At 63.9% G+C, this 11,994-nt stretch carries 11 protein-coding genes and 1 tRNA gene; all 12 read right to left on the reverse strand.

All coding sequences use genetic code 11. From position 1 onward, the window contains the following. Nucleotides 1–26: 26 nt before the first annotated feature. A complete protein-coding gene (locus ACY8GK_RS17735) occupies nucleotides 27–764 on the reverse strand; it encodes a heparin lyase I family protein (RefSeq protein ID WP_196179302.1) in 738 nt (245 codons plus the stop codon). Nucleotides 765–887: 123 nt separating this feature from the next. After that, nucleotides 888–2,759, reverse strand: coding sequence for a S9 family peptidase (locus ACY8GK_RS17740; protein WP_462401738.1), 1,872 nt, complete (start codon nucleotides 2,757–2,759; stop codon nucleotides 888–890). Beyond that, nucleotides 2,689–3,849 carry a pyrroloquinoline quinone biosynthesis protein PqqE gene (gene pqqE / locus ACY8GK_RS17745; protein ID WP_196179298.1) on the reverse strand — a complete coding sequence of 387 codons (1,161 nt, stop codon included), beginning with the start codon at nucleotides 3,847–3,849 and terminating at the stop codon, nucleotides 2,689–2,691. The genes ACY8GK_RS17740 and pqqE overlap by 71 nt, the downstream gene beginning before the upstream one ends. Beyond that, nucleotides 3,821–4,096, reverse strand: coding sequence for a pyrroloquinoline quinone biosynthesis peptide chaperone PqqD (gene pqqD / locus ACY8GK_RS17750; protein WP_196179295.1), 276 nt, complete (start codon nucleotides 4,094–4,096; stop codon nucleotides 3,821–3,823). Before pqqD ends, pqqE begins: the two co-directional genes overlap by 29 nt. Further along, nucleotides 4,093–4,848, reverse strand: a complete 756-nt coding sequence (gene pqqC / locus ACY8GK_RS17755) for a pyrroloquinoline-quinone synthase PqqC (protein WP_196179293.1) — start codon at nucleotides 4,846–4,848, stop codon at nucleotides 4,093–4,095. Before pqqC ends, pqqD begins: the two co-directional genes overlap by 4 nt. Before the next feature lie 9 nt (nucleotides 4,849–4,857). Continuing rightward, nucleotides 4,858–5,769, reverse strand: coding sequence for a pyrroloquinoline quinone biosynthesis protein PqqB (gene pqqB, locus ACY8GK_RS17760; protein ID WP_196179292.1), 912 nt, complete (start codon nucleotides 5,767–5,769; stop codon nucleotides 4,858–4,860). Nucleotides 5,770–5,832: 63 nt separating this feature from the next. Beyond that, a complete protein-coding gene (gene pqqA / locus ACY8GK_RS17765) occupies nucleotides 5,833–5,904 on the reverse strand; it encodes a pyrroloquinoline quinone precursor peptide PqqA (RefSeq protein WP_008365141.1) in 72 nt (23 codons plus the stop codon). Nucleotides 5,905–6,150: 246 nt separating this feature from the next. Further along, complete coding sequence (pqqF, locus tag ACY8GK_RS17770; protein WP_462401739.1) at nucleotides 6,151–8,469, reverse strand: pyrroloquinoline quinone biosynthesis protein PqqF; 2,319 nt, start codon at nucleotides 8,467–8,469, stop codon at nucleotides 6,151–6,153. A 40-nt stretch (nucleotides 8,470–8,509) separates the two neighbouring features. Then, on the reverse strand, nucleotides 8,510–9,310 hold the full coding sequence (locus ACY8GK_RS17775) for a carbon-nitrogen hydrolase family protein (RefSeq protein ID WP_196179288.1): 801 nt from the start codon (nucleotides 9,308–9,310) through the stop codon (nucleotides 8,510–8,512). 12 nt (nucleotides 9,311–9,322) lie between these two features. Then, nucleotides 9,323–11,005, reverse strand: a complete 1,683-nt coding sequence (locus ACY8GK_RS17780) for a flavin monoamine oxidase family protein (RefSeq protein ID WP_462401740.1) — start codon at nucleotides 11,003–11,005, stop codon at nucleotides 9,323–9,325. Between the two features lie 209 nt (nucleotides 11,006–11,214). Beyond that, nucleotides 11,215–11,667 carry an Lrp/AsnC family transcriptional regulator gene (locus tag ACY8GK_RS17785; RefSeq protein ID WP_196179284.1) on the reverse strand — a complete coding sequence of 151 codons (453 nt, stop codon included), beginning with the start codon at nucleotides 11,665–11,667 and terminating at the stop codon, nucleotides 11,215–11,217. 236 nt (nucleotides 11,668–11,903) lie between these two features. Next, nucleotides 11,904–11,980 (reverse strand) — tRNA-Ile (locus tag ACY8GK_RS17790). Between the last annotated feature and the right edge of the window lie 14 nt (nucleotides 11,981–11,994).

The following is an 11,994-nucleotide window of genomic DNA, read 5'->3' on the forward strand; positions in this document are numbered from 1 at the left end:
TGTCGAAGCCGAGCGCGACAGCCTGTTCATTCGATCCGCTTGATCATAAGTCTGTCGACGAAATGCCGAAGCGTCTGTTTAGGCTGATCGCGATTGTAAACGCCCCATTTTGGATAGTTGCCGCGCTGTTCGTCGAGTGTCCTGCAGAGCAGTGTGTCATCCAGCATGGCCTCGTTGTTCCTGTTGCGCGAAAACGTCTGCCTTTGTTCATTCAGGTATAGACAGAGGGTGCCCTTGTTCTTGTCCCTGGACAATCCGGCTCGTACCCGGATGTCGAACCATTGGTCGCTCTTGACATGCCCTTGCCAAACGACGATCCATTCCTGTCGTTCGTTCGAGTGGATCATCGACAATACGTTGCGGTTGACGGTGAACAGGAAAGGGTAGTTCTGAATGCCTTCCTGGTATGACTTCCACTGGAAAATGACGAAGTCGCCATGCTCCAGGCTGCGGGTATCGGGAAGCCGGCTGCTCCAGGAAAACTCGTAGGTTTGTCCTTCCAGCCAGGATTCGTAGGAGCTTCCTCGCCAGACGATGCCGTTCGATTCGCAACGATAATTCTCTTCGTCGGAAGGTTTTTCGAACAGCCAGACCTTTCCTCGTTGCGCGTCCTGAACAACCCGGATGCTCGAGGCGCTGTTGCCTGTTCCGCCGTTTTCCACTCGGCGAAAGATTTCCAACGGGTTTTTTTGCTCGTCGTCGATCTGAGTGCCTTCCGGTACTGTCGTGCCGAGCCAAAACAGGAAGTTGTCTGGATTACTCATGGGCTGCCGTCTCCAAGCTGGTGGGCTGGTGCATCAATCTAGGCGGGCCAGGCCACGGTGGAAACTGGCAAGAATGATGGTTTTGCAGCATGCCGGCAGAGGCAGGATGGGCGACACTGATCGTCAGCGCCTGCGTGCCAATATATCGCTGTAGAACCTGCATTCGTTTTCCAAGGCATGTGCCAGATTCGCGGACTTGCGAAAACCATGTCGCTCATCGGCATAGAAATGCCCTTCGGCCTGCACGCCATTGGCTTGCAGGGCGGCAAGCATCGCCCGGGTCTGCTGTGGGACCACCACGGCATCGAGTTCGCCTTGGAAGAAGATGACGGGTGCCTCGATCCTTGCGGCATGCAGCAGGGGCGTGCGTGCTCGGTAGCGCTCGATGTCAGTGCCTGGATCGCCGATCAGCCAGTCCAGGTAATCGGCCTCGAACTTGTGGGTCGCTCGCGCCAAGGCCAGAGGATCGCTGACACCATAGAGGCTCGCGCCGGCGCGAAACACATCATGGAAGGCCAGCGCGCAAAGCGTGGTGTAGCCACCGGCGCTGCCACCACGGATGAACGCCTTGGCTGGATCGACCAATCCCTGTTCGGCCAGGTAGGCGACCGCCGCGCAGGCATCCTCAACATCCACCTGTCCCCAGCGCAGGTGCAATGCCTGGCGGTAGGCACGACCGTAACCGGTGCTGCCACGGTAGTTGAGATCGGCCACGGCAAAGCCACGCTGGGTCCAGTACTGGATGCGCGGGTCGAACACCGGGTAGCAGGCCGAGGTCGGGCCGCCATGGATGAACACCACCAGTGGCGGCAGCGCCTCGCCTGAGCGGGCTGGATAGAAGAAACCGTGGGCCTGGCCGTCCCCGCTGGGATAGTGGAGCGGCCGCGGCTTGGCGATGTCCTCGATGGGCAGCGCCAGGCTTGCGCCGGCAAGGACATCGACCACGCCGTCATTGCGACCGATGGCGATGACGGCCGCCGGACGGGAGGTCGACGCGGCGATGGCATAGACATGCGTATCGTCCATGGCCAGGCTGCGCAGGCGGCTGTACTCGGCGGCCAGGCGCTGCGCGGCCGGTCCCTGGCGCAGGGCGAGCACGCCGAAGCCGTCCTCGAACCAGCTGGCCAGGTAAGCATCAGGCCCCAGCGCCAGCCAGGTGCTCGCACCGAGTTGCCAGGGCGCCGAGGCATGGTCGGCCGCCTCGGCTGGCAAGGCTTGCCAGTACCCATCGATCTCGCCCCACGGCTGCCAGTAGCCATTTCGGTCCGATAGGCAATACAGGCGCCCGTGCGGATCGAAACGCGGCTGCTGCAGCGATTGCTCGATGTCTCCAAGACCCGCGATGCAACGAGCGGGTTGCCAGCCGTCAGCGCCGCGCTGCCGACACATCAATCGCGTGACCGTCCATGGTTGGGCCGGGCGGTCCCACTCGATCCAGGCCAGCCGCTGGCCGTCGGCGCTGAGCGTGGGCGCGGCGTAGAAGTCCGCGCCCTCGGCCAGCACGATGCGCTGGCCGGCGCTGATCGCCACCAGGCGGTGGACGACCTGGTCGGCATGCTCTTCCTCTACCGCCAGTACCTGCCCCGCATGCCAGTGCAGGTCGCCATGGCGTCGTCGCGGATCCTGGGTGAGCGGGCGCGGCGCGCCACCCTCCAGGCGCTGGGTATAGATCTGCTGGTCGGCTTCGTTGACGAACAGCACGCCGTCGCCACCCACGGCAAAACTGCCACCACCATATTCGTACACTCGGCTGCGCACACTGAAGCCATCGGGCGTCAGGCAACGGGCCTGTCGCTCATGCCAGCGCCAGATCCGGCAAGCGCCGTCGGCGGGCCGATACTCGTTCCAGAACACGCCGCAGGCGTCGACCTTGAGTTCGGCGAAATCGGTGCTGGCAGCCACGGCCTGGTCGGCGCTGAATACTTCAGCCACGAGCGATGACCTTGGAGTTGCGCTCGTTGCGGAAGGTGAGTCGTTCGATGGCCACTTGGGCATGTTCTGCTTCCTCCCGAGCCTTGAGAATGAGGCCGTGATCGGCGGACTTGGCGCATACCGGGTCGGCATTGGCGGCATTCCCGGTCAGCATGAAAGCCTGGCAGCGACAGCCGCCGAAGTCTTTCTCCTTCTCGTCGCAGGAGCGACAGGGTTCAGGCATCCATTCGTAGCCCCGGAAGCGATTGAAGCCGAACGAGTCGTACCAGATATGTCGCAGATCATGCTCGCGCACGTTGGGAAAGGTCACCGGCAACTGGCGGGCGCCGTGGCATGGCAGTGCGGTACCGTCGGGCGTGATGGTAAGGAACAGACTGCCCCAGCCGTTCATGCAGGCTTTCGGTCGTTGCTCGTAGTAGTCCGGGGTGACGAAGATCAGCTTGCAGGGATTGCCGGAGGCCTTGAGTCGGGCGCGGTACTCGTTGGTGATTCGCTCGGCCCGCTCCAGCTGCTCGCGTGTGGGTAGCAGCCCGAGCCGGTTGAGGTGCGCCCAGCCGTAGAACTGGCAGGTGGCCAGCTCGACGAAGTCCGCTTCCAGGGCGATGCACAGCTCGATGATCCGATCGATGCGGTCGATGTTGTGCCGATGGGTGACGAAGTTCAGTACCATCGGATAGCCGTGGGCCTTGACCGCCCGGGCCATTGCCAGCTTCTGCGCGAAGGCTTTGCGCGAGCCGGCCAGCAGGTTGTTGACCTGTTCATCGCTGGCCTGGAAGCTGATCTGGATATGATCGAGCCCGGCGTCGCGGAAAGTGGCGATCTTGCGCTCGGTCAGGCCGATGCCGGAGGTGATCAGGTTGGTGTAGTAGCCCAGCCTGCGCGCTTCGCCGATCAGTTCCGCCAGATCCTGGCGGACCAGCGGTTCGCCACCGGAAAAGCCCAGCTGCGCCGCGCCCAGCTCGCGTGCCTCGGCCATGACCCGGAACCACTGCTGCGTGCTCAGTTCCTGGCCCTGGGTGGCAAAATCCAGGGGATTGGAGCAGTACGGGCACTGCAGCGGACAGCGATAGGTCAGCTCGGCCAGCAGCCACAAGGGGAGGCCGATCTCGGACCTGGCTTGCGCGTCAGGCATAGACGATCCAGTGTTCGGCATGGGCCACCTCCATGAACTGCTCGATGTCTTCGGCGACCTGCGGGACATCGGGAAACTGGTCGGTCAGCTCGCCGATGATCGCGGCAACGCTTCGCTGGCCATCGATCAGCCCGCCGATCAGCGCGGCGCTCTCGTTGAGCTTGATCATCCCTTCGGGATAAAGCAGCACATGGCCTTTCTGCGCCGGCTCGTATTGAAAACGGTAGCCGGGGCGCCACATGGGCACTTGCTCGCGGTCGAAACTCATGGACGGATTCCCTTGTGCCAGACCCGCTCGCGGGTGACGCTGTGATAGGGCGCGCGCCCCAGTTCGTAGGCCATGCTCATGGCGTCGAGCATGCTCCAGAGGATGTCCAGCTTGAATTGCAGGATCTCCAGCATGCGCGCCTGGCCTTCGGCCGTGGTGTAGTGCCGCAGGGTGATCGCCAGACCGTGCTCCACGTCGCGCCGCGCCTGTCCCAGCCGGGTCCGGAAGTATTCGTAGCCGGCCGGATCGATCCAGGGGTAATGCCGCGGCCAGCTGTCCAGGCGGGATTGGTGGATCTGTGGCGCGAACAGTTCGGTCAGCGAGCTGCTGGCAGCCTCCTGCCAGCTTGCCCGGCGAGCGAAATTGACATAGGCGTCCACGGCAAAGCGTACACCGGGCAGCACCAGTTCTTGCGAACGCAACTGGTCCGGGTCGAGGCCGACGGCCTGGCCCAGACGCAGCCAGGCTTCGATGCCGCCGTCCTCGCCGGGCGCGCCGTCATGGTCGAGCAGACGCTGGATCCACTCGCGGCGCACTTCCCGGTCGGGGCAGTTGGCCAGGATCGCCGCGTCCTTGAGCGGAATGTTGACCTGATAGTAGAAGCGGTTGGCGACCCAGCCCTGGATCTGCTCGCGGGTGGCGCGACCTTCGTACATCGCCACATGGTAAGGGTGGTGGATATGGTAATAGGCGCTCTTGGCGCGCAAGGCCTGTTCGAATTCGGCAGGGGACATCGGCTTGGCTCCGCTCATCGAATCCTCCTACAGCTCGATGCTCATGCCATCGTAGGCGACTTCGATGCCGCGCCGATGGACCTCGGCCCGTTCCGGCGAGTCTTCGTCGAGAATCGGGTTGGTATTGTTGATGTGGATGAGGATTTTGCGCTGACGGGCGAACGGCTCCAGTACCTCGAGCATGCCGCCTGGCCCGTTCTGCGCCAGATGGCCCATTTCGCGGCCAGTGCGCGTGCCGACTCCGCGCCGCTGCATTTCATCGTCTTCCCACAGCGTACCGTCGACCAGCAGGCAATCGGCTGCTCGCATGAGCGCCAGCAGCGAGTCATCGACCTGGCCCAGGCCGGGGGCATAGAACAGCTTGCCACCGGTGCGCAGGTCTTCGACCAGCAGGCCCAGGTTATCGCCGGGATGCGGGTCGAATCGGTGCGGCGAGTAGGGCGGCGCGGCGCTGCGCAGTGGCAACGGGGTGAAGCGCAGGTCCGGGCAGGCGGGGATGACGAAGCAGTCGTGTAGCTCGATGCGGTTCCAGCGCAGGCCACCGTTCCAATGTTCGAGCATGTTGAACAGCGGAAAACCCGTGCTCAGGTCCTGATGAACCATTTCGGTGCACCAGACCTGATGCGGGCAGCCTTCGCGCAGGCTGAGCAGCCCGGTGGTATGGTCGATCTGGCTGTCGAGCAGGAGGATGGCATCGATGCCGCTGTCGCGCAGCGCGCGGGCCGGCTGCATGGGCGCGAAGGCTTGCAGCTGCGCGCGGATATCCGGCGAGGCATTGCAGAGAATCCAGTGCTCGCCGTCGTCGGACAGGGCAATCGATGACTGGGTACGCGGCGTGGCACGCAGGGTGCCTTCACGCAGCCCATTGCAGTTGCCGCAGTTGCAGTTCCATTGGGGAAAACCGCCTCCGGCGGCGGAACCGAGAATCTGGATGTACATGGCCTCTCCGTTGCGGAAAATGAAAACGCCTCGGCAGGCCGAGGCGTCCGAACGCGAACAGGCTCAGCGGCTTGCGAAATACATGGTCACTTCAAAGCCGATACGCAGGTCAGTGTATGCAGGTTTGGTCCACATGGGCTTACTCCTTCCGTTTAGGTTCTGAGGGGGGTCCGCTAGGTCTTTGGTGCTGGCTGCTGGGAGAGGTTCCTTTAGAGCGTAGGAGAATTCCTACAAAATGCTGCCGGATTTCATGAGCGCAGAACAGCCCACGAGTCGAAGTGTCCGTAGCGGCCGCGGTCCGGCGCTGGTCTTTCTCGGGGCCAGCAGGCCATGGCGTTCGCGCCCTCTGATCCCTGGGCATGGGCCCTCTACCAAGGACGACTACGGCATCCTCTCGGCCGGCAACGCTGCGGTGGCCAGGCAGACCCAGCCGTGCCTGGCCTCGCGGACCTCTTGCAACGTAGCGTCCAGGTCGGCTTGCCGAAGCTCGCGGATCGCCCTGCGCAAGCCTTGCAGCCCGCCGACACGCCTGGCCAGGTGAGCTTGCCAGGTCCACTCCGCCTGTTCGGCATTGTCCAGCGTGGTCTGCTCGAACTGCTCGGCCAGTGCCTGGCTGACAGCTGGGTGAATGTGTACCTCGCTCTCGAGCAGTTCGCGCAAGTGGCCAAGGATGCAAGCCGGACTGGCATGGGGCGATTGCACGCCGAACAGCAGTCCGCCGTGACCGTGCCACTGACGAAACCCGCTGAACACCGCATAGCCCAGCTGCAATTCGACCCTCAGTCGCTGGTAGACCGGCCCTTGCAGCAAGCGTGCGAGCAGGCGGCCCTCGGCCTCCCTGCTTCCAGGCAGTGGGCAGAAAAGCAGCAGGGCATGTTCGCTGCTCACCCCCGGCAGGCGATGCCAGTGCAGACCGCGACCGAGAGCCGTGCAGGCGGACGATGCAGGTTGGCCGGCAAGCATCCGCAGGGCAGTGCTCAAGGCGGCTTGCGCGGATGGGCTGAAGCCGCTTGCCAGGCCTTGCCAGCGCGCTTGCTGCCAGGCCAGTTCGAGCATTGCCTGGTCGGCCGCCGCGCCGCTCGGCGAAGCTGCCGCGGATTCGCCCAGCAGGATGCCAGGCAGCTGCGCGAGCAGCGCACGGATCGGCATCGAAGGGGGCGGCGCTGGCGGCAAGGCTTGCCAAGCGTCCGGGCCAGGCGCATTCACGATCGCAAGCGCCTCGGCGACCGCACGGATCACAGCCGGCGCGCGTCCCATGCAGCGTAGCTGCCAATACCTGCCACAGGCTTCGAAGCGCAGGTGCAGCGCCACGCGTCGGGCGCGCGCCTGCAACGGCTGCAGGCTTTGCTCTAGCACCCGCGACAGAGGCGCGTACGCAGGCGAGCGAATTTGCCAGCGCAGGTACAGCGCAGCGAATCCGCGGCAGGCCGGCAACTCATGGTCGACTGCCAGGCCTTGCGGCAGCGCGCCGGGCTGGAGGTCCGGCAAGGGTTGCAGCAAGGGTTCGCCTGGTGGCAACTGCCAGTGCCTTCGGGACGCACCAGGCAGATCGGCGAGCAACGCACGTAGCGCCTCCCGTCCTTGCGCATCCAAGGCCTGCCAAGGCTTGCCGACACTGTCGCGCTGCGCCAGCTCCAAGGCATTGGCCGCCAATGCGCGGCTCGCTTGCAGAAGGGCGAATTCGGCATGCAATGCTGCATCTTGCCCGGCTTGGCTGATCGAGCCCAGCCAGTCGTGAAGCAGTGCCTGAACCTCGTTTGCCGAGGCCTGCCGGCTCAACCGCACACGCACTTGCCAAAGCAGCTGGCCGGCATGGCTGTAGAGCGTTTCGAACTCGCAGCCTCGCAGCCAACCGCGTCGACGAAGCGCGTCGAGCCAGCCTCCGGGACGGCTGTCGGACAGCCAGGCGAGCAACCATTCCAGTGCCTGGTCCGCCCCATCGGGCAAGCCTTGATGGCAGAACCACAGGTCCATTCCATCCGTTGACGACACGAAGCCGGAGCGTTGGCTTGCCATCGCCGGTGGCGCTGCGCGCCTGTGCCTGGTGCCTTGGGCGAACAGGCTGCCGAAGGTTTTGCCCAGAATCTGCAAGGCATCGAGCGATTGTGGCCCGCACAGGCTGAGGGTGATGCCGGCTCCCCGGTAGAACTGCCGGTGGAACTGCCGCAGGGCCTGCTGGAAAGCTGGGTTGCGCAGGGGCAGGGTATGCCGGTTGCCGGCATGGAAGGCTGCCAGCGGATGGCCCGGTGCCGCTGTCCGCAGGACCTTGAAGCGTCGTTGCGCCTCGCTGTCGCGCGACCAGGCGATGAACTCGGCATGGATCACTTCTCGCTCGCCAACCTGTCGCTCGAGCGTCAGGTCCGGTTCGGCCAGCATCTGGCACAGACGCTCGAGGCTGCCGGCCAGCGCTGGCGGGGGCACTTCGAAGAAAAAGTCCGTGGCCCGTTCACCGGTGCTGGCATTGAGCTGGCCGCCCACGCCCTGGACATGTCGCATCAGCCCGTCCTGCAAGGGAAAACGGGCGGTGCCGAGAAAGAAGAGATGTTCGAGAAAGTGCGCCAGCCCTGGCCAGGCCGCTGGCGCGTCGTGGCTGCCGGCCTCCACCCGCAGCGCCGCGGCGCAACGCTTCAGGCGCGACGCCTGGCGCAGGGTCAGGTGCAGGCCGTTGTCCAGGATCAGGTGGCGGGTTGCGTCAGGCATGGCAGCTCCGGCAAGGCGAACCACCATGCTAGCGGAAAACTCAGGTGCGGCGCGATCCACCATGCAGGTCGCGACGCAGGTCGCTCAGGTAGGGAAATGCCGCTCGTCCTTGTTGCACGCGGCGCTGTTCCAGATCGGCCAGCAACTGGCATTCATCGTGCCCGGCCATGGCCAACAGGCTCCCATCGGGCCCGACGATGCTGCTCTGGCCGCAATACCGGAGGTCCTGCTCGGCGCCGCAGTAGTTGGCATAGACCAGGTAGCACTGGTTCTCCTGGGCACGGGCACGCACGGTCACCTGGCAGATGAAGTCATACGGCGTCATGTTCGCCGTGGGCACCAGGATCAGTTCGGCCCCATCCAGCGCCAGGCGCCGGGCGTTTTCCGGAAACTCGATGTCGTAGCAGATCAGCAGCCCCAGCTTCCAGCCATCGAGCTCCACCACCGGGAAATGGTCGGCGCCGGCGCTGAACAGGCTGCGGTCCAGCTCGCCGAACAGGTGGGTCTTGCGGTAGTTGCACAGGCTGCGCCCGTGGGCGTCGATCAGTTGCACACTGTTATGGACCGCCCCGTCCTCCGCCCGCTCTGGATAGCCGTAGACGATTGCGATGCCATGGGCCTGGGCAATCTTCCCGACGGCCATGGCCGAGGCGCCATCGACCGCTTCGGCCAGGCGCTCCACCGCCGCCAGGCCAATGTTGTAGCCGGTCAGGAACATTTCCGGGCAGACCAGCAGGTGGGCGCCACGCTGCGCGGCGATACTGGCTTGCTGCTGAAGTCGCTGCAGATTGCCAGGTACATCCAGCGGGCCAGGTTCTCCCTGGAACACGGCAAGGCGCATGGGCATCTCCTTTCAGTCAGGCAAGGCGATCGGGCCGATAGCGTCGAACACATCGCCAGGACCAGGGTTGTCGGGGTGGGTCTTGCCACCGAAGTGGTTCATGATACCCCACACCGCGTTGAGCGATGTCTGGACCGCTCCTTCCACCCAGGCCGGTGTCCATGACACGTCGTCGCCGGCCAGAAAGATGCCACGTTGTTCGGCCGGCATGGCCTGCTGCATGAAATGCGCGTACATGCGCTGGTTGTAGCGATAGTGGCCGGGCAGGGCACCTTTGAATGCGCCAAGGAAGTAAGGGTCGGCTTCCCAGGAAACGGTGATCGAATCGCCAATGATATGCCCAGCGATATCGGTCTTCGGATAGATCTTTCTCAGCGCGTCGAGGGCCAGCTGCACGCGCTTTTCCACCGGGTGCGGCAGCATCTTCAGGGCATCGCTCATCCAGGCGTATGACAGGCAGATCACTCCCGGCTTGTCATCGCCATTGTCGAACAGATAGGTACCACGGGTCAGTCGGTCGGTCAGGGTCATGCTCAGCAGGTCGCGGCCGGTCTGCGGGTCCTTGTCCTTCCAGAAAGGACGGTCGACCATGACGAAGGTCTTCGACGACTGCATGTAGCGGGTCCGATCCAGGGCCATCCACAGCTTCTGGGAAAACAGCGCTTCCTCACAGTCGATCTGCGTGGTCAAGAGCCAGCTCTGGCAGGTCACCAGGACCGCGGCATACTCGCGGGTATCGCCCCAGTTATCGGTCACTGCCAGACGCCCCTCGGCGGCCCGGGCGATGCGCCTGACCCCGGTGCGTGGCGCGCCGCCATGCAGCGAACGCAGGCTGGTGCCGGCCGGCCAATGCTGGCAACGCTCCGGTGCGTGGCGCCAGATGCCCTGCGGTACCTGCTCCACGCCACCGACCACCAGGTGCTGGTGGTCGTCGCAGTTGGTCATCACCACGCGGAAGATCTCCAGCATCGAATTGGGGAAGTCCGAATCCCAGCCGCCCGTGCCGAAGCCGACCTGGCCGAATACCTCGCGATGCAGGAAGCTCAGCTTGGCGAAGGATTTGGAGGTGGCGACGAAATCATAGAAGGTGCGGTCGTCCCACAATGGCACCAAGCTGTTCCACAGCTGCTTCAGGCGAGGCACGTCGCGGTTGCGGATAGCTTGCTGGATGTCGCTGAACTGCGCCCGCTCCTCCAGCGCATCGGCCCAGGCCTGGGCGACTTCGTGGAACAAGGCTGGCAGGTCGCTCGGCCGTTCGGCATAGAAAGTCTGCCCCTCCAGGTCGATCACCGTGCTGCTCGAGGCAGCGCTCAACGGGTTGGGAAATGGCCGGGTCTGCAGGCCCAGCTTGTCGACATAATGGTAGAAGGCAGTGGAGGAGGCCGGAAAACGCATCCCGCCCAGCTCGGCAACGATCCCGTCGGTGCCATTGAACGCTTGAGAACGCAGCCGTCCACCCAATTTGGAAGCCTCGTAGACCACGGGCTTGAGGCCCAGCTTCATGAGCTCGTAGGCGGCCACCAGCCCGGCGATCCCGGCCCCGACGATCGCCACCTCTTCACCATGCCGCTGCGCCGGGATGCTGCCCAAGCCGGCCGGATGCTCCAGCCAGTCGTCGAAGGCGAATGGAAAGTCCGGACCGAACACGGTGACTGGCGGCTTGCCATCGATGGGGTGACGGTTGTTCTTCTTCATGTCTTGACCTTGCCAGTGGTGGGAGGCTGGACAGCCTGAGTATAGGTAATCACTGGTGGTCAGTTTGCGCAGTAGGCGTTTCGGAGTTAAGACGAAGAGTATTGGCGATATGGGCTGGTTTTCGTCGCTTTGCTAGATGCATGGGCAGTTATGACGAAATCAGTCAGCGAGGTGTCTGCCGATGCCCAACGGTCATGCCGGCGAACAGGCTACCTGCGGTCCACCTTGCTGCTGAGGATGATCGAGGTGGTGGTCCTTTCCACTCCCTCGACGCTGCCGATCTGGTCGAGCAGTTGATCCAGCTGCTCGGGCGAGTCGCCGCGCAGCCAGGCCACGTAGTCATATTCGCCACTCACCGCGCACAGCTGCCGGACCTGGCCCATGGCGCTGAGTCTTCGTACCACGTCCTTGCCTGATCGTGGTCGCACGCTGATGCCGACATACGCTTGCAAGCCACCATCGATCAGCGCCTGTCCAAGGCGTACGCCGTAGCCGATGATCACATTGCCCTTCTCCAGCCGGGCAAGGCGGGCATCGACGGTGGTGCGTGCGATGCCGAGCTGGCGCGCGAGGCTGGCGACGCTTTCGCGAGCGTTGATGCGTAGCAGGTCGATCAGTTGGCGATCGATTTCATCGAGAGTGGGTGGGCGCGAATCTGGCATGTGCGAGCTCGGCGGAGGGACTGGCTAGGGTAGCCAGCCTGCATCTGCCGATGCAAGGGGCGTCGTGGGCGCTTCCCTAGGGTTGGGAAATCCTGAATGCCGCGAACACCGTGATTGCACAACGGCTTCGAACGACGACTGCGAGAAACCGTGACGCTAGCGCAAAGGCATGAAAGATAGGGTTCGGAACGTGGCTGTCAGACCAGGCGAAGGATCGAAGGATCCAGGTAGGAAAATGGTGGGCCCTCCCGGGCTCGAACCGGGGACCGAACGATTATGAGTCGTGTGCTCTAACCGACTGAGCTAAGGGCCCTTTGCTGCAGGTGA

The organism is Pseudomonas sp. Marseille-QA0332, assembly GCF_054950175.1.